The 21,988-nt window shown below is 67.8% G+C and carries 22 protein-coding genes; 16 read left to right on the top strand and 6 right to left on the bottom strand.

The window, feature by feature from the left end; genetic code table 11:
- Positions 1 to 18 precede the first annotated feature (18 nt).
- Positions 19 to 708: a CDP-alcohol phosphatidyltransferase family protein gene (locus tag EL337_RS07975; protein WP_083442968.1), complete on the top strand. Its 690-nt coding sequence runs from the start codon at positions 19 to 21 to the stop codon at positions 706 to 708.
- Here EL337_RS07975 and EL337_RS07970 read toward each other — a convergent pair.
- Entirely contained in the window at positions 617 to 2,161 is a 1,545-nt protein-coding gene (locus EL337_RS07970) for a phytoene desaturase family protein (RefSeq protein WP_083442967.1), read from the bottom strand. The two genes, EL337_RS07975 and EL337_RS07970, sit on opposite strands and share 92 nt — an antisense overlap.
- The gene (locus tag EL337_RS07965; protein WP_197724203.1) at positions 2,158 to 3,294 is read right to left on the bottom strand and encodes a glycosyltransferase family 2 protein; all 1,137 of its coding nucleotides are present in this window, start codon (positions 3,292 to 3,294) and stop codon (positions 2,158 to 2,160) included. The genes EL337_RS07970 and EL337_RS07965 overlap by 4 nt, the downstream gene beginning before the upstream one ends.
- Positions 3,295 to 3,386: 92 nt before the next feature.
- Here EL337_RS07965 and EL337_RS07960 point away from each other — a divergent pair, with 92 nt between their 5' ends.
- The 3 genes from EL337_RS07960 to EL337_RS07950 all read left to right on the top strand — a co-directional run bounded on the left by EL337_RS07960 (position 3,387) and on the right by EL337_RS07950 (position 6,474).
- Positions 3,387 to 4,184, top strand: a complete 798-nt coding sequence (locus tag EL337_RS07960; RefSeq protein ID WP_048630456.1) for a carotenoid biosynthesis protein — start codon at positions 3,387 to 3,389, stop codon at positions 4,182 to 4,184.
- Positions 4,181 to 5,767 carry an FAD-dependent oxidoreductase gene (locus EL337_RS07955; protein WP_083442937.1) on the top strand — a complete coding sequence of 529 codons (1,587 nt, stop codon included), beginning with the start codon at positions 4,181 to 4,183 and terminating at the stop codon, positions 5,765 to 5,767. Before EL337_RS07960 ends, EL337_RS07955 begins: the two co-directional genes overlap by 4 nt.
- Before the next feature lie 128 nt (positions 5,768 to 5,895).
- On the top strand, positions 5,896 to 6,474 hold the full coding sequence (locus EL337_RS07950) for a TetR/AcrR family transcriptional regulator (RefSeq protein ID WP_048630455.1): 579 nt from the start codon (positions 5,896 to 5,898) through the stop codon (positions 6,472 to 6,474).
- A 51-nt stretch (positions 6,475 to 6,525) separates the two neighbouring features.
- Here EL337_RS07950 and EL337_RS07945 read toward each other — a convergent pair whose 3' ends face one another.
- On the bottom strand, positions 6,526 to 7,380 hold the full coding sequence (locus EL337_RS07945; RefSeq protein ID WP_327407032.1) for a methyltransferase: 855 nt from the start codon (positions 7,378 to 7,380) through the stop codon (positions 6,526 to 6,528).
- A 110-nt stretch (positions 7,381 to 7,490) separates the two neighbouring features.
- Between EL337_RS07945 and EL337_RS07940 the strand changes: the two genes are divergently transcribed.
- From EL337_RS07940 to mbp1, 4 genes are all read left to right on the top strand, one after another.
- A complete protein-coding gene (locus EL337_RS07940; RefSeq protein WP_048630453.1) occupies positions 7,491 to 8,309 on the top strand; it encodes a class I SAM-dependent methyltransferase in 819 nt (272 codons plus the stop codon).
- The gene (locus EL337_RS07935) at positions 8,306 to 9,283 is read left to right on the top strand and encodes a phytanoyl-CoA dioxygenase family protein (protein WP_048630452.1); all 978 of its coding nucleotides are present in this window, start codon (positions 8,306 to 8,308) and stop codon (positions 9,281 to 9,283) included. Before EL337_RS07940 ends, EL337_RS07935 begins: the two co-directional genes overlap by 4 nt.
- A 215-nt stretch (positions 9,284 to 9,498) precedes the next feature.
- Complete coding sequence (locus EL337_RS07930; RefSeq protein WP_232786691.1) at positions 9,499 to 10,470, top strand: substrate-binding domain-containing protein; 972 nt, start codon at positions 9,499 to 9,501, stop codon at positions 10,468 to 10,470.
- A gap of 301 nt (positions 10,471 to 10,771) precedes the next feature.
- Complete coding sequence (mbp1, locus tag EL337_RS07925) at positions 10,772 to 11,011, top strand: microaggregate-binding protein 1 (protein ID WP_048630450.1); 240 nt, start codon at positions 10,772 to 10,774, stop codon at positions 11,009 to 11,011.
- Between the two features lie 89 nt (positions 11,012 to 11,100).
- On the opposite strand, the gene EL337_RS07920 is transcribed toward mbp1, so the two are convergent.
- A complete protein-coding gene (locus tag EL337_RS07920; RefSeq protein ID WP_048630449.1) occupies positions 11,101 to 11,709 on the bottom strand; it encodes a TetR/AcrR family transcriptional regulator in 609 nt (202 codons plus the stop codon).
- A gap of 227 nt (positions 11,710 to 11,936) precedes the next feature.
- On the opposite strand from EL337_RS07920, the gene EL337_RS07915 reads away from it, so the two are divergent.
- Positions 11,937 to 12,368: an MmpS family transport accessory protein gene (locus tag EL337_RS07915; protein ID WP_048630448.1), complete on the top strand. Its 432-nt coding sequence runs from the start codon at positions 11,937 to 11,939 to the stop codon at positions 12,366 to 12,368.
- Positions 12,365 to 15,268 (top strand): MMPL/RND family transporter, encoded by a 2,904-nt coding sequence (locus EL337_RS07910; protein ID WP_048630447.1) that lies wholly within the window; start codon positions 12,365 to 12,367, stop codon positions 15,266 to 15,268. The genes EL337_RS07915 and EL337_RS07910 overlap by 4 nt, the downstream gene beginning before the upstream one ends.
- 16 nt (positions 15,269 to 15,284) lie before the next feature.
- Here the strand turns inward: EL337_RS07910 and EL337_RS07905 are convergent, their stop codons facing one another.
- Positions 15,285 to 15,938 (bottom strand): DsbA family protein, encoded by a 654-nt coding sequence (locus EL337_RS07905; protein WP_048630446.1) that lies wholly within the window; start codon positions 15,936 to 15,938, stop codon positions 15,285 to 15,287.
- A 263-nt stretch (positions 15,939 to 16,201) separates the two neighbouring features.
- On the opposite strand from EL337_RS07905, the gene EL337_RS07900 reads away from it, so the two are divergent.
- The 6 genes from EL337_RS07900 (at position 16,202) to EL337_RS07875 (ending at position 21,728) form a co-directional block, all read left to right on the top strand.
- The gene (locus tag EL337_RS07900) at positions 16,202 to 16,987 is read left to right on the top strand and encodes a TetR/AcrR family transcriptional regulator (RefSeq protein WP_048630445.1); all 786 of its coding nucleotides are present in this window, start codon (positions 16,202 to 16,204) and stop codon (positions 16,985 to 16,987) included.
- Between the two features lie 53 nt (positions 16,988 to 17,040).
- On the top strand, positions 17,041 to 17,910 hold the full coding sequence (locus EL337_RS07895; RefSeq protein WP_157866282.1) for an alpha/beta fold hydrolase: 870 nt from the start codon (positions 17,041 to 17,043) through the stop codon (positions 17,908 to 17,910).
- Between the two features lie 177 nt (positions 17,911 to 18,087).
- Positions 18,088 to 18,939 (top strand): transketolase, encoded by an 852-nt coding sequence (locus EL337_RS07890; RefSeq protein ID WP_197724202.1) that lies wholly within the window; start codon positions 18,088 to 18,090, stop codon positions 18,937 to 18,939.
- Positions 18,936 to 19,931, top strand: a complete 996-nt coding sequence (locus EL337_RS07885) for a transketolase family protein (RefSeq protein ID WP_048630443.1) — start codon at positions 18,936 to 18,938, stop codon at positions 19,929 to 19,931. Before EL337_RS07890 ends, EL337_RS07885 begins: the two co-directional genes overlap by 4 nt.
- Complete coding sequence (locus EL337_RS07880; RefSeq protein WP_197724201.1) at positions 19,924 to 20,733, top strand: meso-2,3-butanediol dehydrogenase; 810 nt, start codon at positions 19,924 to 19,926, stop codon at positions 20,731 to 20,733. The genes EL337_RS07885 and EL337_RS07880 overlap by 8 nt, the downstream gene beginning before the upstream one ends.
- On the top strand, positions 20,730 to 21,728 hold the full coding sequence (locus EL337_RS07875; RefSeq protein ID WP_048630442.1) for an alpha/beta fold hydrolase: 999 nt from the start codon (positions 20,730 to 20,732) through the stop codon (positions 21,726 to 21,728). Before EL337_RS07880 ends, EL337_RS07875 begins: the two co-directional genes overlap by 4 nt.
- Here EL337_RS07875 and EL337_RS07870 read toward each other — a convergent pair.
- The gene (locus tag EL337_RS07870; RefSeq protein ID WP_048630441.1) at positions 21,691 to 21,975 is read right to left on the bottom strand and encodes a hypothetical protein; all 285 of its coding nucleotides are present in this window, start codon (positions 21,973 to 21,975) and stop codon (positions 21,691 to 21,693) included. The two genes, EL337_RS07875 and EL337_RS07870, sit on opposite strands and share 38 nt — an antisense overlap.
- Between the last annotated feature and the right edge of the window lie 13 nt (positions 21,976 to 21,988).

Genomic DNA, 21,988 nt, shown 5'->3' with positions numbered 1-21,988 from the left:
TCCTGGCAGGCTGGTCTCATGACAGCGGAGGGACCGGTCGGCGACGACGCCGACGATGCGGGGTGGTCGGCGCTGCATGGCGGCGTGCAGCCGTCGCGTGTCGTTCGCGGGTGGTTGTCGATGGTGCGGATCCTCGCCTCCGGTCCGGTCGCCAGGGTCCCGCCCGACGTGTTGTCGCTGTTCGGGGTGCTCGCCCTGGTCGGCGCGTGGGCCGCCGAGGCGGGGCCGGGATGGCCCGCGCTGACCGTGCTGCTCGTGCTCGCTGCCGGGCTACTCGACGGACTCGACGGCGCGGTCGCGCTGCGGACCGGCAAGGCCCGCCCGCTCGGAGCGGTGATCGACTCGGTGGCCGATCGGCTCGGCGATCTGCTGCTCGGGGGCGTACTGCTGGCGTTGGGCGCGCCACCCGCGTGGGTGGTCGCAGCCCTGACGCTCGTGCTGCTGCTGGAGTACATCCGCGCCCGCGCGCAATCGGTCGGTATGCCGGGCGTCGGCGGGATCACGGTCGCCGAACGCCCCACGCGGTTGATCGTGGTGGGGGTGGCCGCGGCGGGCGCCGCGATGTCCCGAAACGGTGTCCCGCTCGTGGGATGGAGCTGGGGTACCACGCTGGCCGTCACGTGGACCGTCGTCGGGATCGTCGGAATGGCGCAGTTGCTGCACGGGGTGCGGCGCTCGATCCCCGCAGAGTTTCCGCCGGACCGATGAGTTCGGCGACGATCTCGGCCGACATCAGGACCAGTGGAATGCCGCCACCGGGGTGGGCGGAGCCGCCGACCAGATAGAGCCCCGGGAGCGGGCTGCGGTTCGCCGGCCGGCGCAGCGCGGCACGGGGCCCATGAGAGGCCGTGCCGTAGATCGCTCCGCCCGGCGCGCCGGCCCGCCGCTCAAGATCCGCGGGGGTCACCGTCTCGGTGAACCGAATACGGTCGCGGACGTCGACGCCGCGATCGGCCAGCACGTCGAGGATGTGCTGGGTGTAGCGCTCGCGCAGACCGGGCTCGTCCCAGTCGACTCCATACGCCGGATCGTGCGCGGGCGCGTTGACCAGCACGAACCAGCCCTCCGATTCGTCGTCGGGGCGCAGCGCCGGATCGTCGGGGGCGTGCACGTACACGGTGGGATCGGCGACCGGCGCCGGGTGGCGCCCGAAGATTGCGTCGAACTCGGCGTTGTAATCGCGGGGAAAGTACACCCTGTGCGCGGCGCCCGGCTTTCGCCCATCGAGGCCCAGCATCAGGACGAACCCCGCCATGGAACGCGGACTGTTGCGCGCCCTGCGCTGTGCACGGCGCGCGGTACCGCGCGGCAGCAGCCGCCCGTAGAGGACTTCGGCGTCGGCGGCGCTCACCACGACGTCGGCGGCGATGTCGCGGCCGTCGGCACGCACGCCCGCAGCCCGGCCGTCGGACACCAGAACGGACTCCACCGGCGAACCGGTGCGCACCTCGACGCCGAGCTCGCCGCACCGCTCGGCGAGCGCCTCCACGATGCGGCGCAAGCCACCCGGCACATACCAGGCTCCGAACTCCTGTTCCACGAACGACGTCACCGACAGGACTGCGGGGGTGCGGCGCGGGTCGGAGCCGGAATAGGTCGCGTATCGGTTGAGCCACGTCCGCAACCGGGCGTCGGGCAGCATCCGCCGCCCGAGCCCGTCGAGGGTCAGCCACGGTGCCACCGCACGCAGATCGTCGGGCCGCGTGCTCATGCGGGCCAGCGCAGCCATCGAGACCGGTCGACGCAGCACCGGCTCACCGACCAGTTCCCACAGCCGTCGCGAACGGGTGTGCAGCCGTTGCCACGAGGCGCCCGCGCCGTCGCCCAGCGCGGCGTCGAGCGCCGCCGGTACCTGCGCCGCGTCGTGCGGAAGGACCAGCGTCGTGCCGTCACCGAAGACGTACGCGCACGCCGGATCTACCGCAGTCAACGCCAGCTCCGCCGGGGCACCGGTGTCGGAGAACAACTGCTCCAGGACGGCGGGCAGGGTCAGCAACGACGGTCCGGTGTCGAAGGTGAAACCGTCTCGCTCGAGGACGCCGAGCTTGCCGCCGACGGTGGGGGCACTCTCGAAGACCGTCACCTGGTGTCCGTTGGCTGCCAACCGCGCGGCAGCCGCCAGCCCGCCCAGGCCCGCCCCGATCACCACCACCCGACTCATACGGCCCTGCCCTTCCAGCGCAGCGAGCCCGTGGCGCGGCCGGCCCACGACGAGGCCAGCAGCCCCAGCAGCGCCACCACCGAAAGAGGATGTGCCACAGCATCAGTCACCGCACGCCGCCCAGACGGCGTCGCGCACCAGCGCGCGGCCGACATCCGCCCGGCGACAGCGGCGGCGTAGCCGACGGCACCGATGCGAGAGCCCGTCACCGCAGCGACCGCGGGCAGGACGTAGACGACGGCTAGCGCGGCGCCTACCGCCACCGCGCCGACTGGCGAGCCGAACGCCGCCCACAGTGATTTGCGGTAGCCGTCGCGCAGCTCGCGCCCGTTCGCATACATCCGGCAGGTGGCGATGCCGGATCCGTCGGCCACGCCCGTGCGCCCCCCGACGGCGCGGATCGCCCGCGCCAGCGCGATGTCGTCGAGTACGGCTCCCGCGACCGACTGCCACCCGCCGGCTCGAGCGAGGGCGTCGGCCTCGACGACGAGGAACTGGCCGTTGGCCACCGCCATCGACGGCCGTCCGGACCTCTCGGCGAGGCGCAGAGGCAGCGTGGTCAACCACGACCACGCCAGCAGCGGCTGGATCAGGCGGCCGGACACCCCGGTGGCGACCTGGCGTGGCCACGGGCTGAGCAGATCCAGCGGGTCGGTACCGCGGAGCACCGCGACCGCCGCGGCGACCGCGTCAGGCGCGAGCACCACGTCGGCGTCCACGAAGACCAGGATCGCGCCGCGCGCCGCGTCGGCCAACTGTGCACACGCGTGCGGCTTGCCGAGGGATCCTGCCGGCGGTGCGGTACCGGTCAGGACCCGCAGCCGGGGGTCGCCCGCGGCGACCGCGGTGACGACGTCGGCGGTGCCGTCGGTCGAGCCGTCGTCGAGCACCAGGATCTCGACGTCCGACAGACCACGCTGGCCCAGCAACGAACGGATCGTGGGCTCGATACGGTGGGCTTCGTCGCGGGCAGGCACGAGCAGAGACACGGCGGCGGTCACCGGCGCGGGATTTTGGGGCGGGCGGCGCAACAGCCGCTGATTGATCAGCTGGTGCGCTGCGCCCAGACAGGCCAGTGACGAACCCGTGACGACTAGCCTCGACAACGGTTGGGCGAGTCGCGCTGAGGGCACCTGAGAACTCTACGGAGCCCTCGTGGCGACTGCCACAACGCGGCGGCGCGCGGCGCGAGGATAGGCTGGCTGCTCTGACGGAGGTAGTACACGTGGCGTTGGCCTTGCCCGTCCAGTCTTTGCGGACGATTCAACCGGTGTGGCTGCTGGTGGCCGCGGCCATCGCGGTGCAGATCGGGTACCCGCTGATTCCCGACGGGTCGCGCAACGGAATCACGGTGCTCAGCGTGGTGGTTTTCTTCCTGGCCTCGGTCGCCGACGTCCTTCGGGTGCACGGCGTGAGGGGCGCGGTCGTGCTGATCGCGGTTGCCGGCGGCGGCGGTCTGCTCGCCGAGTCCGTCGGAGTGGCCACCGGGTGGCCGTTCGGCGCCTACACCTACGCGGACTCGCTCGGTCCCCAGATCCTCGGCGTGCCTGCGGTGATCCCCCTGGCCTGGGTCATGATGGCGTGGCCTGCGCTGGTGGTCGCCCGCACCCTTGCCACCCGCGCGCCCGCGGTGATCGCGATCGGCGCCGTCGCACTGACCTCCTGGGATGTGTTCCTGGACCCGCAAATGGTCGCGGCAGGGCACTGGACCTGGTCGAATCCCTCCCCCAGCCTCCCGCTGGTGCCGGGCATCCCCCTGACCAATTACCTCGGGTGGCTGCTGTTCACCACGCTGATCATGGCCGTCCTGCACGCCACACTGCGCCGGGACGACAGCCCGTCGGCGCCGGCGTCGGTGCTGTACCTGTGGGTGTACTTCTCGTCGGTGATGGGGCACTTCGTCTTCTTCGGCCTGCCCGGCTCCGCAATCATCGGTGGACTGATCATGGGAACCGTCGCGATACCGTTCGCCATCACACTGCTGCGTCGGCGCACGGCCACCCCTCGTCAGGAGCTTGTATGACCGACGCCCTCACCAGCCGGGCCGCGCCGTTCCGGATGCACCGCCGCCGCCTGGTGACGCCCGATCCCCTGCTGCCGCGCGCCGTCGACCCCGGCACCGAAGCCGTGGTCGTGGGCGGCGGCATCGCCGGCATCTCGGCCGCCATCGTCTTGGCCGAACGTGGCGTCCGGGTCACGGTGCTCGAAGCGAACGACTACCTCGGTGGACGGCTCGGGGCCTGGCCCGAGCACCTGCCGGATGGCAGCGAGCAGTACGTCGAACACGGATTCCACGCCTTCTTCCGGCACTACTACACGTGGCGCTCCATCCTGCGCCGTGCCGACCCCGACCTGTCGTTCCTCACGCCGGTCGACAGTTACCCGGTGATCTCGGCGACCTGGCCGGCAGAGGACCTGTCCGGTCTGCCCGCCGCGCCACCGCTGAATCTGTTGGCGCTGGCTTTGCGCTCGAAGAGCCTCAGTCGGCGCGAATTGACCAACGCCGACCCCGACACGGGTCGGGCGCTGCTGGCCTACGACCGCGCCACCACGGTCGCCGAGCTCGACAACGTGGACGCGGCAACGTTTCTCGACGGCCTCGGGATGACCGAGCGCACCCGCAGCATGCTCTTCGAGGCCTTCGCCCGGTCCTTCTTCTGCAATCAGGGCGAACTCTCGGCCGCCGAACTCGTGGCGATGTTCCATTACTACTTCCTCGGCAATCCCGAGGGCATCGGCTTCGACGTGCCGAACACCGATCACGCGACGGCCATCTGGCATCCCTTGCAGCGGTACCTCGAACAGCTCGGCGGCAGCATCCACTTCGGCGCCGCAGTGTCGGGCATCGCCCCCGACGGCCAGGGCTGGCACGTCGACGCCGGAGACGTCGCACTGACCACCCGCCACCTCGTCCTCGCTCTCGACCCCGGGGCCCTGCGTGCGCTCATCGCCCGTTCGCCGGTGACTGCGGCGTCCGCCCCGCTGCTCGCCGGTCAGTGTGAAAGTCTGCGCGTGGCACCCCCTTTCGCCGTCAGTCGCATCTGGCTGGACCGGGATGTCGCGCCTGAGCGGGCCGCGTTCAGCGCGGTGAGCGGACAACCGAACCTCGACTCGGTCGCGGTCTACTCCCGGCTGGAGGAGCCGAGCATCCAGTGGGCGCGCGCCACGGGTGGATCGGTGATCGAACTGCACTCCTACTCCTGTCGCCTGGCCGACGCGGACGATGCCGCGCAGACCATGCGCCGCGAGCTTGCCGCCCTGTGGCCCGAGACCGCCGACGCGGTGGTCCTGCACACCCACGACCGGCTGGAGGCCACCGCACCCGCGTTCCCGCCCGGATCCTCGGGGACCCGACCGGGTGTGCGCACCGATGCGCGCGGGCTGCGGCTCGCCGGGGATTACGTGGAGTTGCCCTACCTCGCCGGGCTGATGGAGCGCTCGGCGATGTCGGGTGTGCTGGCCGCCAACGACGTACTCGCCGAGCTCGGCGCCGCCGCCGAGCCGATCATGGGGGTGCCGCAACGCGGTCTCCTCGCGGGCGTGCCCCAGATACCTCGACGCGGCCAGCGAAAAACGGCGCCGGGAAAAGAGCGACTCCGCAGGTAGGCGCACCGCGACCTCTGTTGCCCGCCGCGATTCGCCGTACGCGGCCACCACGAGAGTGCGTTGCGCAGAAACGACGAACTGATCGCACTTTTGCGGACTGATGTTCGCCCGTCGGCGATACTGGAGGCGTGCAACCGTCGAAAGCCGCACCCACCTTGCGTGAACGCAAGAGAACCAAGACTCAGAGGGCGATTCGCCGGGCCGCGTTGCGCTTGTTCCTCGACCAGGGTTACAGCAACACGACTGTCGAACAGATCGCCGAGCGTGCCGAGGTTTCCCCTCGCACGTTCTATCGCTATTTCGGGGTCAAAGAGGCCGTGCTGATCTGCGACCAGTTCACGCCCATCGTCACTGCTTTCGTCAACGCCCCGCGGGAGCTGTCCCCGGTAGCGGCCTACAGGTTCGCGGTGAAGGAGTACTTCGCCGGACTGACCGAGGAGGATCGTCAGGACGCGATCGTCAGCCAGCACCTGCTTTACTCGGCGCCCGAGGCGCGCGGATTGCTCTACTCGGAGTACGTCACCCTGATACGACTTCTCACCGATGCCCTGACTCAGCGGCTCGGGGAAGGAGTCGCCTTCACCGACCGTCAGGCCATCGCCGGCGCCATCGTCGGGGTGTTGATGGCGGCATCGGACGGCACACCCCTTCCCGAACAGGAGCTAGCACGCAGCTTCGATGCCTTGGAGGCGAGATTCGCGTGGTGAGCAGCGTGAATCCGCGACTCACCGATGAAACGCTCACCGCAGCTTACAGATTCAGGGCACCCGGGTGACGATGACGTCGACAGGGTGGGGCAGCACGCCGGGGCGCCCTGGCAGCGAGATCTCGCGCAGGTAGTCGAACAACCACTCGCGGGATTCGGATTCGAGGGCACGCGAACGGGCTCCGATGAGGAAGTCCAGCACAGCCTCACCACGACCGAGCGAGTCACTCAAGGCCTCGCGCACGTCGAGGTGTCCGACGATGGTCTCGGTGTCGGTCCTCGCGGACAGACCGCGCAGCTCGAGCTGCGCGTGGACATCCTCGGCGAACCAGGGTGTCAGCTCGGCCCAGGGGCAGAGCAATTCGGTCAGCACGCACAGCGGCCGCAGCGGTGCGACGGCGGCCACCAGCAGCCCGCCGGGCCTGACCATGCTCAACCCGTGGTCCAGCGCCGCCGACAAGTCGGCGACGTAATACAGCGAATGCACGAAGTGCAGCAGGTCGGCGGGCGGACCGGCGTCGTGATCGGCGAACTCTCCGACGACGACGGCCGGTGTCAGTGTCGCGACGTCGAGCGCGGCGAGCCGGGTGGTGAACGCCGCGGCCGAGGGGCGGTGTGGTTCCACCCCGGTGTAGTGCACTCGGCGGCCGTCTGCGGCGAGCGCGGCGGCCAGCGGCGCATCGACACTTCCGTCGCCGACGCCGACGCCGACGACGCGTACGGGGTCGCGACCGGGAAGCATCGGCGGCAATGCGGTGGCCAGCCACGACTGCAGTTTCGGGCGCTGATCGCTCGCCGCCTCGTACACCGAGTGGGTGTGTGCGTATCGCTGCGGCGACAGCGCAGGTAGCGCAGGCCGATCCAGGAGCTGTGCCCGTAGTCCGTCAAGGGGCAGGGGCGGCCCCATCACTGTCACCGACGCCAGTGTCCACCGGAAACCCCCGCGAACCCAACGATCTTCGAGGCCGACACTGTTGCGTAAGAAACAGCACCCCGGATCCGTGGTTGGCTGGACCGGTGAGCCGACCCGATACCGCGCAGCGCAGCCTGGACCACTGGAGTGAGGCCGGCCGGTCGGAGATGGAAGCGTTCTACGCCCTGGCCACCGAGGACTACCGGCAATTGGCCGCTGCCCGACCGTGGAGCTCCGACCTGGCCAGGCACGCGGTCGACGGTCGGGTCCGGCTGCTTGACGTGGCGTGCGGGAGCGGGAAGTTCCCGACCGCGCTGCTCGCTGCGGGGTTGCCCGCACGACCGGTTGTCGACGTCGATCTGCTCGACCCCTCCGCGTTCAGCATCGCCGAGGCGCGCGGGGCGCTTGTCCCGCCGTTCGCCGCCGCGGGTGAGCACGAAGTATTTCTGCAGGATTTCACCGGCACCGGTTACGACGTCGCCTGGGCGACGCATGCGCTGTACGCGCTGCCGCCCGCCGAACTCGGCGCCGGCGTCGCGAAAATGGTTGCGGCACTGCGACCCGGTGGATTCGGTGCCGTCGCGCAGGCGTCGTCCCGTTCGCACTACCTGACCTTCTACGACGCCTACTGCACCTCGTTCGCGCCCGACGCCACGCCCTACACCGACGCCGAAGACGTCGCAGCGGCACTTCGCGCCGCCGGCGCGCGAGTGGAGATCCAGGTGCTGCCCTACCGCACCGGCACGTCCGATCGCGCAGTGGCCGAAGGATTCCTGCAACGCTGCGCGTTCGACGACGCGGTGTCGCTGGACCAGATGGAGGCCAGCGAGGTGCTCGGCGCGTATCTGGCCGGCTGCCGCGGTATCGACGGCGCCTACGAGTTCCAGCATGAAGCCCACCTGATCACCTGGCAGCAGCCATGATTCGTAATCCATACCTGTCCGAGTCGACGGCGGCGGGTACGCCGTCCGACGTCGCCGTCGAATGGGACCGAGGCAACGACCAGTGGTGGGACTGGTACATGTCGCTGGCCGACGGCCCAGCGCCCGACGGTCCGCTCGTCGACCCGCCTTCTCACGATCCTGGCCCGCTGCCGTCCGACGACGAGGTGGCAGCCGAACTCGCCGAGCCCTACTCGCTCACGAACGGGCAGATCCAGCAGTTCCGGTCGGACGCCTTCATCAAGTTGCCCGGGGTGCTGTCGCCCGGCACGGTGGAGCGGTTGCGGGCTCGGCTGCGGAAGATGCTCGACGAATCCGTCGATGCCGCAGTGGGATTCCAGAGTCGCGAGATGATGTGGCTGGAGGACGACCTGATTCGCGCGGCGGTGCTGTCGCCTCGGATAGGCGGCATCAGCGCTGCGCTGCTCGGCACCCGTCAGGTGCGGCTCTACCATGACAACGCATTGTCGAAGGAGCCTGGCGCGGGCCGCACGCCGTGGCACTACGACGCCCACCACTTTCCACTGGACTCACCCGATGTGCTGACAGCATGGATTCCATTGCAGCCCACCCCGCGTGAGATGGGGCCGCTGGCCTTCGCCTGTGGTGCCGACGTCGCAGCCCTGGTCGCCGATGTCGAATTCGACAAGCACGGAACGTCGTACGACCGTAGGGTGTCGGAAATCTTTCGCGCACATGCAGTTCCGGTCGAGGACGGGCCGTTCGCGGCGGGCGAGGTGAGCTTCCACGCCGCCGGCTGCTTCCACAACGCGGGCGCGAACCGGACCACCACCGCACGAGTGGTGCTGGCGACGACGTACTTCGCCGATGGCACCCGGGTGGTGCCCAACCCCACCATGGTCAGCGGCGACTGGCGCAAGTTCATCCCTGGCGCCGAACCAGGGCAGGTGGTGGCCAGTCCTTTCAACCCCCTGCTGGCGAGGTTGCGAGACTGAGTCGCACCCGCCACGGCGGGAGCGGTGCTTCGACGCCGCGAAACGCGATCCGCCTCACGACCGGGTGGGTTCAGCACCTTGCCGACGGCGGAAGACGGCAATCCTGCTCTATCGAGGACCGAAGTAGGCAAGTCTGGTACTGAGCCCGTCTGGGTCCACGAATGGAGCGGTGAATGCAACGCAATCGAGCTGCACGTCTAGTCACAGCAAGCGCGATGATGATGCTGTTTGCCGCGTCCACCGGCATCACCCATGCCTCTCCGAATCCCTCTGACATGACAATGGTCAACGTCGTGAAAGTCGACGGAATCCCGTGGTTCAACCGAATGGCCGTGGGCGTCGAGAGATTTGCGACACGCACCGGCGTCCACACGAGTCAGGAAGGCGCCGACGACACCAGCCCGCAAAAGCAGGTTCAGCTCATCGCGGACCTGATCCCGCGGCGCCCGACCGCCATCACCGTGGTGCCCAACTCGGTAGAAGCCGTGGAGGATGTTCTCGGCCAGGCTCGTGCGCAGGGCATCACCGTCGTTTCCCACGAAGCCACCGGAATCAAGAACGCCGACATCGATATCGAGGCCTTCGACAACGCCGCCTTCGGCAGGCAGACGATCCAAAGCCTCGCCCAGTGCATGGGCGGGCACGGCGAATATGTCCAATTCGTCGGCAGCGTGACCATGACCACGCACATGCAATGGATAGACGCCGCGCATGACATGCAGCTGGCCGATTTTCCCGGCATGACCCGCATCGAAGACCCCGTCGAAACCGGTAACGACGAGCCGACCGCCTACGTGAAGGCCAGGGAGCTGCTGGCGAAGTACCCGACTCTCACGGGATTTCAGGGCGCGGCGAGCACCGATGTCCCGGGTATCGCCCGCGCCGTTCGAGATGCGGGTGCGCAGGACCGGACATGCGTGATGGGAACAGCGGTGCCCTCGGTGGCAGCGCCGTTTTTCGCCGACGGCGCGATCGACAAGATCTTCTTCTGGGATCCGGCGATGGCCGGGGAGGCCCAGCTGCAGATTGCGCTGATGCTCATCCAGGGCGAGAGGATCGAGGCCGGCACCGATCTGGCCGTCCCCGGCTACGACGCACTGACCAAACTCGACGGCTACGACAACGTCTTCGTCGGGAATGCCGCACTGGAAGCTGACGTCAACACCATCTCGCAGTACGACTTCTGATCGGGTGTATCGGTCATCGCTCGGGTATCTCTCCCAAGTCCATGTTCACAGCCCGGCGACCCGCACGGGTAGCACACCGCGGGACCCGTGTTGCGCGCTGTCGCGGCTGGTTGCGTGACAGCGGACGCGGCGTACTGGACCAGTTCCGTCTTCGTCCGCCGCCAAACAAAATGAGACGCTGCTAACAACTGCGTGCATTTGCAAGCGCAGGTGGGAATTAGTTTTTCCAGCCCTACATCCGTTCAGCACCGCCTCAAGGGCCCGTCCAGAACCTCTGCGGTGCACCAAGGAAGGATTCGATATGAGCAACAACAGCGGTCCGATCGCGGCTCTGCGCGCCCTCGTCGACGGCAGCGTCGGCCTGGCCAAGCAAGTTGTCGGCATTCTCATCGGCAACGACCGACTGCAGGAAGAAGGCAAGGCGCAGCAGGACAAGGCTGAGGCCGAGAAAGACGTTGCGAAGAAAGAGGCCGAGGCCGAGACCGCTCGCGCCGAGGCCAAGACTCAGGAAGCGCGTCAGAAGGCTGCGCAGAAGTCCTGAGTACTGATGGCGTAGCAGCATCAAAGCGGCCCCCGGAGTGTCTCCGGGGGCCGTTTCTTTTGTCACCAGGCGCGGCGCCGCCGCAGCCGTCATCGCGGCCAAGGTCGGCGATTGCGGGTGAGACTGGGGATGATCACGTCGTCGACCATCGCCACGACCGTGTCCCTCGTCGGAGGTCGTCTCGAAACCAGGAAACGAAATACCAGGTACCCGGCGAGCAGGTCCTGGATCTCGCTGTTGATGGCGTCGGCGTCGATCTCACCGCGGTCGACGGCCGCGGCGAGCACCTCGTCGTACACCGCCCGGCGTTGCAGGACGAACTCCGTTTCGAAGGCCTCGGCCAGCTCGGGGCTTCGATCCAGTTCCATCAGGACGGCGCGCATGGTGCTGGCGTGCTCTGACGACTGCTCGCAGATCACCGATCCGATGTGAATGAGGTCCCCGCGCAACGATCCGGTGCGCGGCGGCACCTCCGCACAGTTGGTGCCTTCGATGAATGCGGCGAGCACGAGCCGCTCCTTCGATGGCCAGCGCCGATAAATCGTCGCTTTGCTGCAGCGCGCAGCGGTGGCCACGGTCTCGACGGTCAACCGCTCGTAGCCATGTTCCTGCAGGTGGCGCAGGGTCACGGCGAGTAGTTCGGCTTCGCGCTCGGTCCAGCGCGGCTTGAGCTGAGCCAGAGCGCGGGGGGTCGCCATGCGAGTCACACCCTCGATTCTCCCCAATGTTCGCCGGCGTACCTCCAAAGCGACGCCAGCTGTCACCGAATGTTCGATACGTGCAGGCGAGACGCCTGCTGCTGCGGTTGCAACAACCCGAACGGTACCGTACCGTTTCGTCCGGCTCAGCTCTTGGGCCGTATTGATCGTGGTGCGGACGGCCGCACGCGACGGACGTCGGAAGGCTTCTCGGTGGGCGGTTTTCGATGGTCGGAGTGATGAAGCGCCACTGGACGGTTCTGGTGGCCGTCCTGGTCATCGCCGTCGTCGTGTTCAGCATCGACCGCCTCCAGGGCATCTTCGGCTCCACCGACGAGACCTCGCGGCCGGCCGCCGACTCGCTGGAGAACACGGGATACAACCCCAAGAGGGTCCTGTTCGAAGTCTTCGGCAGCCCCGGTACCACTGCCACCATCAACTACCTCGACGAGAACGCTCAGCCGCAGCGCGTCGACGACGTGCCGCTGCCGTGGTCGCACAACCTGGTCACCGATGACCCCACACTCTTCGCGGACCTACGCGCCCAGGGCGACGCCACCCCGATCACCTGCCGGATCACGGTCAACGGCATCGTCAAGGACGAGAGGTCCACCAGCAACGTGAACGGATACATCGCCTGCCTGGACAAGTCGGCATGAGCGAGCACCGCCAGGACTCCCCCGTGCACTCCAAGCCTGCGCGACTCATCCACGCGCTCGCGCTGCCGATCCTGTTGGTGTGGATCGCTGTGGCCGTCGTAACCAACATCGTGTCGCCTCAGTTGGAAGTCGTGGGCGCGGCGCGCTCGGTGGCCATGAACGCCGCGGACTCACCGTCGATCATGGCCATGCGGCACATCGGGCAGAAGTTCGAGGAGTTCGAATCCGACAGCGCGGCAATGGTCGTCCTCGAAGGCGACCAACCGCTGGGCCAGGCGGCGCACGATTACTACGACGTCCTGGTCAAGAAGTTCAACGAGGACACCGCGCACGTCGAGCACGTCCAGGATTTCTGGGGTGACCCGCTGACGGCGGGCGGCTCACAGAGCAAGGACGGCAAGGCCGCCCTGGTTCAGGTCTACCTGCGGGGCAACCAGGGCGAAGCACTGTCCAACGAGTCCGTCGACAGCATCCGCGACATCGTCGCGGACACACCTGCCCCGGACGGGGTCAAGGCCTACGTCACCGGTGCCGCGCCGACCATCACCGACAACTTCGAGGTGGGCAACGAGGGCACCCATCTGGTCACCGCGATCACCTTCGCCGTCATCGCGCTCATGCTGCTGATCGTCTACCGGTCGCTGGTCACCATGTTCATCATGCTGGTGGTGGTGGCCGTCGAACTGATGGCAGCCCGAGGCATCGTCGCTGTGCTGGCACACACGGGCGTCATCGGCCTGTCCACATACGCCACCAATCTCCTTACGCTGCTGGCCATCGCGGCGGGAACCGACTACGCCATCTTCCTCGTCGGTCGGTACCAGGAAGCGCGAAATCGTGGCCTGGACCGAGACGAGGCGTACTACGACATGTTCCGTGGGACCGTCCACGTGATCGTCGGCTCGGGCCTGACGATTGTCGGCGCTGTCGCCTGCCTCTACTTCACCCGGCTACCGTACTTCCAAACCCTGGGCGTGCCAGCCGCACTCGGCGTGCTGGTGACGCTGGTCGCGGCCCTGACCCTGGGGCCCGCGGTGGTCGTGATCGCCAGCCGGTTCGGACTGCTGGAACCCAAACGCCGAAAGCGCGCCACGGGGTGGCGCCGCGTCGGCACATCGATCGTTCGGTGGCCCGGACCCATTCTCGTCGTGTCGCTGGCCATCGCAGCCATTGGCGTCGTCGCGCTGCCGGGAGCGAAAATCAGCTACGACGGCCGGCCCTACCTTCCGGATACCGCGCCGTCCAACGTCGGCTACACGGCCGCGGCGCGGCATTTCTCCGAGGCCCGCCTCAACCCGGAACTGCTGATGATCGAATCCGATCACGACATGCGCAATCCGTCGGACATGCTGATCCTCGAACGCGTCGCCAAGGCCGTGCTGCACACGCCCGGCATCGCGCTGGTGCAATCGATCACCCGGCCGCTGGGCACCCCGATCACCCACAGCTCCATACCGTTTCAGATCAGCGCCCAGAGTGCCGGCCAGATCATGAACCTGAGCTACCAGGAGGACAGGGCCCGCGACATCCTGAGCCAGGTCGACCAGACCAGCAGGTCCATCGACATTCTGGAGCAGCAACTCAGGCTGCAGCAGGCCAGCGCCGCGGCCACCGACGAGCAGGTCCAGGCGTTCCACGAGACCGTCGCCACCATCAACGAGGTACGCGACAACCTGGCCAACTTCGACGACTTCTTCCGGCCGCTGCGCAACTACTTCTACTGGGAACCGCACTGCTACGACATCCCGTCGTGCGCTGCGCTGCGATCGGTGTTCGACTCACTCGACGGCATCTCCCAGCTCAGTGATCAGTTCGGCAAGATCACGGCCAGCCTTGACAAGCTCAATGCCCTCCAGCCGCAACTGGTCTCACTGATACCGCCGCAGATCGACGTGCAGAAAGCCAACAGGGAACTGCTGCAATCGAACTACGCCACCACCGGCGGCACCAACGCGCAGAGCCAGGAAGCGCTGGAGAACGCCACCGCACTGGGCAAGGCGTTCGACGACGCGAAGAACGACGATTCGTTCTATCTGCCACCGGAGGCGTTCGACAACGCCGACTTCAAGCGCGGCCTCAAGCTGTTCATGTCGCCGGACGGCAAAGCCGCTCGCATGACGATCACTCACGAGGGCAATCCCGCGACGCCGGAGGGCATCTCGCATATCAACGCCCTGCGGGACTCGGCGTTCGACGCGATCAAGGCGACACCGCTGTCCGATGCGAAGATCTACGTTGCGGGCACGGCGTCGACGTACAAGGACATTCAGGAGGGTTCGACCTACGACCTGATGATCGCCGCGCTGGCGGCCATCGCCCTGATCCTGCTGATCATGATCTTCATCACCCGCAGCTTCGTCGCGGCGGTGGTGATCGTGGGGACCGTCGTGCTGTCGCTGGGAGCATCGCTGGGCCTGTCGGTCCTCGTGTGGCAGTACATCTTCGGCATCGAGCTGTACTGGATCGTGCCCGCGCTGGCGATCATCCTGCTGCTGGCGGTGGGTGCCGACTACAACCTGCTGCTGATATCCCGGTTCAAGGAGGAGATCGGTGCGGGCCTGAACACCGGCATCATCCGCGCCATGGGGGGCACCGGTGCGGTGGTCACCGCGGCCGGGTTGGTGTTCGCCGCCACCATGGCGTCGTTCGTGTTCAGCGACCTGGTGGTCCTCGGGCAGATCGGTACGACGATCGCCATGGGCCTGGTGTTCGACACGCTGATCGTGCGGTCGTTCATGACGCCGTCGATCGCGGCTCTGCTGGGACGCTGGTTCTGGTGGCCGCTACTCGTTCGCCCTCGCCCGGCCAGTGGGATGTTGCAGCCCTATGGCCAACGAGCGGCGGTGCGGCGACTGCTGGAACCCGAACCCGCGTCGACCGACGGGCCCGAACCGGCCTGACCGGGCACGTGCTCGGCTACTCGGCGAGAGCCTTGTCGATCGCGGTGCCGAGGTCGGCGTAGGTCTGGATCTGAACTTCTTCCCCATTGATGAAGAACGTCGGCGTGCCTTGGACGCCGAGTGCAGTGCCGTCTGCGACATCCTCTTGGATGCGGTCGAGTGTCGCCGGGGAGTCGTACGCCTGGTCCCAGGCAGCCATATCCAGACCAAGTTCGGTTGCGAAGGCCCGGAATACGTCGTCGGCAGGTACCTGCTTCTCTCCCCATTGATCCTGCGTTTCGAACATCATCTTGTACATCGGCTCGAACTGACCCTGTTGAGCTGCCGCCTCCACTGCGCGAGCAGCCCTTTCCCCGTTGAAGTGCCCAGGCATCGGGAAGTAACGAGCAACGAAGCTGACTCGCTGGCCGTACTGAGCGCGGAGCTGCTCGACGGCCGGGTACGCCGCGCGACAGCCCTCGCACTCGAAGTCGAGGAACTCGACGAACGTCACGTCACCATCCGGCGCGGAGTTCAGACGATGACTGTTCTCACGGACCACCTGCGGGCCACCCTCTGCCGCCGAGGTTGCCGCAGATCGACCGTCCCTGGCCGAAAAGTACACACCAGCACCAATCGCGACCGTGATGGCGAGAAAAGCGGTCAGCAGAATTCGCGTCACAGGGTTCATGGTGCGGTCCTTTCGCTCCCTTGAACTTCATCGCAGAGGAACAATCTACGTAGTATCTACGTAGATTGTTCTACCACGGCCGTAACGATCCACGCCCCAGCGTCAGCCGTTACGTGCCCGGCTGGGTGCGCCGTGCACACGACCGGGCGATCGCCAACCGAGCGCCGGGGCTTTCGATATCGTTGCCGCCCCCCGGTGACACCGAACCCGGGCCATCGGGTACTCGATGACGCACACAGACTGGCTTCGGCATACTCGTCACTGTGACGGGTGCGCGAACCGGGGTGTGCGAATGGTGCGGGGAGCGGTTCGAGGCGAGGAGCGGGCGCGGTCCGGTCGGCCGCTACTGCCGACCGTCGCACCGGCAGCGGGCCTGGGAAGCGCGCCGCGCGTCCCGTTGGCCCACCGCCACCTCGCCGTCCGACGCCGAACACGCCAGAGCGCTCGATGAGGCGAATTCCTCAGCGCCACAGGGCAAGCGCAAGGTCACCCCACGACGCCCGTCGGGTCGCGAGGCCATCGTCGGCTCGCTGGTTTCCGCGGCCACCGATGAATTCGCGGCTGTCGGGTTCCGCGGCGCGTCGATCCGTTCGATCGCGCGGCGCGCCAACGTCAACCACGGCATGATCAGCCGGTACTTCGGGTCGAAGGGTCAGCTGCTGCACGCTGCGTTGAGTGCGCTGGCCGAGGAGAACGCCACGCACCTGCGAGCCAACGATGATTTTGACGCCTACCTGTCGAGGCGGTCGTTCCAGTTGGAGACGCAGATCGTCGGGCGGCTGATCCTCGAAGGCGTCGAGCCGACGCTGCTGCCGACGTCGCTGCCGGTGTACGACTTGCTGGGCCCGGCCATCGCCGGTCGGCACGGGCTCTCGGCCGAGGAGGGCCGGATCGCCGTGGCCGCCCGCAGCGCCCTCACGCTGGGTTGGGCGCTGTTCGGCGTGTGGATCGCCTCTGCCTCGGGGCTGTCGCCTGACGGGCAGCAGCGGCTGCAGGCGAGCATCGGCGAGCACATCCGCCGCCTCGGCGTCGAGACCGGTGGGTGTTGACGCCATCTGACTACACCCGGTTGTATCCACTGGTGATGATGCGCGGAGGCCCCATGGGGACCACGGTGACGAGGACGTCGATCGATGCGGCGGGACTGACGTTCGAGGCCTTGGCCTCCGGAACGGACGGCGAGCCGGTGATCCTGCTGCACGGCATGCCAGAGACCTCGGCGATGTGGATACCGGCCATGGATCTGCTTGCCCGCCAGGGCTATCGGTGCCTCGCCTTCGATCAGCGGGGCTACAGCCCCGGCGCTCGGCCCGACGACGTCGCCGCCTACGACCACCGGCACCTGGGGCAGGACGTCCTCGACGTCGCCGACGCGGCGGGATTCGACCGCTTCCACCTGATCGGGCACGACTGGGGGGCGGCGGCGGGCTGGTGCGCGGTCGACCTCGACGATGGGGAGCGGATCGCCTCCTACGTCAGCCTGTCCATCCCGCACTATCGCGGCTTCGCCGAGGCCACGCGCGACGATCCGGCGGTGCAGGCCTACCGGGACTTCCTCGGTGCCGTGCAGGCCCCGGGTCAGATCGTCGAATCATTCTGGTCGGCAGACGCATTCGCCCGGCTGCGCGACGTGTGGACCGCGCACGACGAGGAACTCGTCGAGCAGTACCTCGCCGTCCTCGGGCAGGACGGTGCGCTGACCGCTGCGCTCAACTGGTACCGCGCGACGAACGGGCACATGACCGTGCTCGACGGTACGTCGCTGGAGTTCGCGCCGGTTTCCCTGCCGACGATGCTCATCTGGGGCAACCGCGACCCCTACGTCAGTCGAATGGCCGTCGACGTCGGTCATGGATACGTCGTAGGCCCGCACGAGTTCGTCGAGCTGGACGCCGGGCACTGGCTCCTCCAGGAGGAGCCCGAGCTGGTCGGGGTGCTGCTACAACGACACCTGAGCCGGCATCCCCTGTGATTGAGGTGGCGTAACCCGTCACAGTGACGAGTACGCTGGCCGACTCCATTGAAGTCCTCGCCAAGATATGCTGAATCATATTGTCGGGCGACTTATTACGGAGACAGCTAGCTCCAGAGCGTCACCCATCGCCACACGTTGTTGACGTCCACCGACTGCAACCGGTTGTATGCACTCATGGTGGAACAGACGATCCTCGCGGCGCATCCCATGCGCGACGCCGCCGACCTTCGGGCCGTCGCGCGCCGGCTGCGACTCCACGCGCTGTGTGCCGCCCGCGGCAAGGGCGAGGCCTACATCGGTCAGGCGCTGCAATCGGCGGAATTGTTCGCGGTGCTGTACTTCCGGGAACTGAACTGGTCTCCCGGAACGCAGAACGACGAAGCGCGGGACCGCCTACTGCTGTCGGTCGGGCACTACGGACTGGCGCACTACGCCGCGATGGCCGAACACGGGCTGCTCACGGTGGACGAACTGCGCACCTACGGCGCCGACGGCAGCGCGCTCACGCTCGGCGCCGAGCCCGGTGACGTACCCGGGATGGAGTTCGCCGGAGGATCACTGGGCCAAGGACTCGGCGTCGCAGGTGGACTCGCGTGGGGGCTCCGGTACCGCGGCAATTCGGCGAGGGTGTTCGACTACATGTCTGACGGGGAGACGCAGGAGGGGTCGACGTGGGAGGCCGCGATGTTCGCCGGCGCCCGCGGGCTGTCCAACCTCACCGCCATTGTCGACGTCAACCGCACCCAGGCCGACGGCGACCTCGTCCTCGAAGTCGAACCGCTCGCCGACAAGTTCCGAGCCTTCGGCTGGTGGGCCCACGACGTCGATGGCAACGACGTCGACGCGCTCCTCGATGCCTTCGCCGCCGCCGATCGGGATGCGGGTGCACGACCCCGCGCGCTGATCGCACACACCCGCCTCGCGCAGGGTGCACCCAGCCTGCAGAACCGGCCCAACGCCCACTTCGTCCGCATGAGCGCCGACGAATGGGTAACGGCGCAACGTGAGATCGAGGAGGGTCTGTGAACCAGCACACCGGTGCGGCCGCCGCGATGGGGCTGCGGAGCAAGGCCGGACCGTGGGGTCAGGCCCTGCTGGACGCCGCCGCCGAGCGCGACGACATCGTCGCTGTGTCCGCAGACCTGAAGAAGTACACCGACCTGACGGCCTTCGCCAAGTGTTACCCGGACCGCTACGTCGAGGTGGGGATGGCCGAACAGAATCTGGTGATGACCGCCGCCGGCTTGGCGCGCGCCGGATTGACGGTCGTCGCAACGACGTTCGCGGCCTTCCTGGCCCGCCGCGCGCTCGACTTCGCGATCATGCAGATCGCGCTACCCCGGGCCAATGTCAAGCTCATCGGCGCCACCCCGGGCATCTCGGCGACGTTCGGGCCGTCGCACACCGCCATCGACGACCTCGCGGTCTGGCGGGCCGTGCCGAACATGATCGTCATCGACCCCGCCGATCCGGCCGAAGCGGCGGAGGCACTCACGGTGGCCCTGGACTACGACGGGCCGGTCTATCTTCGGCAACCGTTCAATCGGGCGTCCGCGAAACGCATCGTGGAGATGCCGCCGTTCGAGCTGGGCAGGGCGGCCCTCCTGCGGGACGGTGCCGACGTCGGCATCATCGCCAGCGGCGACCGCGTCGGCGAAGCGCTCATCGCCGCTGATGTCCTGGCCACATCGGGCGTTCATGCGGCCGTGCTGCGGGCGAGCACCCTGAAGCCCTTCGACGGTGACGCGGTCGCCGACCTGGCCGCCCGCACCGGCCGGCTGGTCACGGCGGAGAACCACTCGGTCATCGGCGGCCTGTTCTCGGCGGTCGCCGAGGCCTTGGCGCGCCGCGGGGTTACTGTCCCGGTGAGGCCCGTTGGCGTGCCGGACGTGTTCCCGCCCTTCGGATCTCCGGACTATACCGCCGACCTTCTGGGCATGAGCAGCCGTCACATCGTCGAGGCCGCACTCGTCGTGACGGGCGTCGCGGGACAACCGAAGGAGGTAGCCCGTGGATGAGATCCGACACCGAGGCAAGGTGGCCGTCGTGACCGGTGGCGGTCACGGCATCGGCGCCGCCACCGTGCGAAGGTTCCTCGCCGAGGGGGCGGCGGTGCTCGCGTGCGACGTGAACCCCAAGGGACTGACCCGGCTCGCCGACGAGTTCGGTGACGCCCGGCTCGCCACCCGCGTCACCGACGTCTCCGACGAGCAGCAGGTCACCGCCATGATCGAGCACGCGGTGGAGCGGTTCGGCCAGCTCGACGTCCTGGTCAACAACGCCGGTGCCATCACCATGGGTACCGTCGTGGACGTCGAGCCCGTCGACTGGCGCCGCATCATGGCGGTCGACCTCGACTCCGTCTACTACGGCTCCCGCGCCGCCATCCCCCACCTGGCCGCCACCCGCGGCAACATCGTCAATACCGCGTCGATCTCTGGCCTCGCCGGGAACTACGGTCTGGTCGCCTACTGCACGGCCAAGGGAGCGGTGGTCAACCTGACCCGCAACATGGCAATCGACCACGCGCGCCAGGGTATTCGCGTCAACGCGGTATGTCCCGGACCGGTGAACAGCCACCCCGGCGGGATGATGGACCATCCGAACATGAAGCCGGTGTACGAACGGAACATCCCGATGGGCCGGGTGGGGATGCCCGACGAGATCGCCAGCGTCATTGCCTTCCTCGCATCGGACGACGCCAGCTTCATCACCGGCGCCAACCTCGTCGCCGACGGTGGGCTCACCGCGCACACCGGTGAACCCAACTTCCAGGAGCTCTACGCCGACGAGTTCCACGCCCGGAAGAAGCCGCAATGACGTTGAGCGAGAACCAGTTCGACCACGCCGACCTGACCGTCAACGGCATCCGCCTGCACACGGTCTCGGCCGGCGAAGGCCCGCTGGTCGTCTTCTGCCATGGCTTCCCCGAGTCGTGGTACTCGTGGCGCCATCAGCTGCCCGCGGTGGCAGCGGCCGGCTTCCGGGCGGTGGCCCTCGACATGCGTGGCTACGGCCGCAGCGACGCGCCCGCCGACGTCGCTGCCTACTCCCTGTCGCACCTGGTGGCCGACGTGGTGGGCGTCGTTACGGCGGTCGGCGCGACGGATGCCGTCGTCGTCGGCCACGACTGGGGAGCGCCGGTGGCATGGTACTGCGCGCTGATGCGACCCGACATCTTCCGGGCCGTCGCCGCCCTCAGCGTCCCGTACCAGGCGCCGACGGGATGTCTACCCGAGGGGCTGACGGTCAGTGACCTGATGCGCGCCAAGGCATCCGACGCCGACTACTACCGGCTGTACTTCCAGGAACCCGACGTCGCGGACGCCGAGATCAACGCCGATCTCGAGTCCTTCCTACGCGGCTTCCTCTACAGCATCAGCGGAGACGTCGTCACCGACGGCGTGCGCGAGTCCGGCTGGGACGGACACTTCCCGCGCGGCGAGACCTTCATCGAACAGCTGCCGGCCCCCGCCACCCTGCCCGGCTGGATCACCGAGGACGACATCCGGATCTGGGTCGCCGAACTCGCCCGCAACGGCATCCGCGGTGGCCTCAACTGGTACCGCAACCTCGACGCGACGCCTGCCATCCTCGCGCCGTTCCTCGGCTCGGCGATCCGACAACCCGCCCTCTACCTCGCCGGTGAACACGACCTCATCGGTGGCAACACGGCGAAGGCTCTGGACCGGATGCACGCCGAGGTGCCGGGTCTGCGGGACGTGCGGATCTACCCCGGAGCGGGACACTGGCTACCGCAGGAACGGCCGGACGAGGTCAACGCGGCACTGCTGGACTTCCTGCGCTCGCTGTAGCGCGCTCGACACCGCTGCAAACCGCGGCATCGAACCACGGATGCAGTTGTTCTCGGCACGCGCCAACACCTTCGACGATGAGAATTTCCGCGCCGCGTCGCGAGGTGGACTTCCCCGACTCGCGACGTCCGTCTACCCCGATGAACACGAAGTCCGTCCGGCGACGGTTGACGGTCAGCGCGGTCAGCACCTCTGCGTACGTCGCCTCCTTCCAGTCGGCGACCGTCGGCTCGTCTCCGGAATTCATGCACGTGAGGTCA

Origin of the sequence: Mycolicibacterium aurum (assembly GCF_900637195.1) — a bacterium.
GTDB classification, from domain to species: domain Bacteria; phylum Actinomycetota; class Actinomycetes; order Mycobacteriales; family Mycobacteriaceae; genus Mycobacterium; species Mycobacterium aurum.
The sequence above is the reverse complement of the archived record's forward strand: the minus strand, read 5'-3'. Positions and strand labels throughout refer to the sequence as shown.

Coding starts and splice junctions, on each gene's coding strand:
- EL337_RS07975 (WP_083442968.1), top strand. CDS start 19: ATGACAGCGGAGGGACCGGTCGGCGACGACGCCGACGATGCGGGGTGG.
- EL337_RS07970 (WP_083442967.1), bottom strand. CDS start 2,161: ATGAGTCGGGTGGTGGTGATCGGGGCGGGCCTGGGCGGGCTGGCGGCT.
- EL337_RS07955 (WP_083442937.1), top strand. CDS start 4,181: ATGACCGACGCCCTCACCAGCCGGGCCGCGCCGTTCCGGATGCACCGC.
- EL337_RS07945 (WP_327407032.1), bottom strand. CDS start 7,380: ATGGGGCCGCCCCTGCCCCTTGACGGACTACGGGCACAGCTCCTGGAT.
- EL337_RS07935 (WP_048630452.1), top strand. CDS start 8,306: ATGATTCGTAATCCATACCTGTCCGAGTCGACGGCGGCGGGTACGCCG.
- EL337_RS07930 (WP_232786691.1), top strand. CDS start 9,499: ATGATGATGCTGTTTGCCGCGTCCACCGGCATCACCCATGCCTCTCCG.
- mbp1 (WP_048630450.1), top strand. CDS start 10,772: ATGAGCAACAACAGCGGTCCGATCGCGGCTCTGCGCGCCCTCGTCGAC.
- EL337_RS07920 (WP_048630449.1), bottom strand. CDS start 11,709: ATGGCGACCCCCCGCGCTCTGGCTCAGCTCAAGCCGCGCTGGACCGAG.
- EL337_RS07915 (WP_048630448.1), top strand. CDS start 11,937: ATGGTCGGAGTGATGAAGCGCCACTGGACGGTTCTGGTGGCCGTCCTG.
- EL337_RS07910 (WP_048630447.1), top strand. CDS start 12,365: ATGAGCGAGCACCGCCAGGACTCCCCCGTGCACTCCAAGCCTGCGCGA.
- EL337_RS07905 (WP_048630446.1), bottom strand. CDS start 15,938: ATGAACCCTGTGACGCGAATTCTGCTGACCGCTTTTCTCGCCATCACG.
- EL337_RS07895 (WP_157866282.1), top strand. CDS start 17,041: ATGGGGACCACGGTGACGAGGACGTCGATCGATGCGGCGGGACTGACG.
- EL337_RS07890 (WP_197724202.1), top strand. CDS start 18,088: ATGGTGGAACAGACGATCCTCGCGGCGCATCCCATGCGCGACGCCGCC.
- EL337_RS07875 (WP_048630442.1), top strand. CDS start 20,730: ATGACGTTGAGCGAGAACCAGTTCGACCACGCCGACCTGACCGTCAAC.
- EL337_RS07870 (WP_048630441.1), bottom strand. CDS start 21,975: ATGAATTCCGGAGACGAGCCGACGGTCGCCGACTGGAAGGAGGCGACG.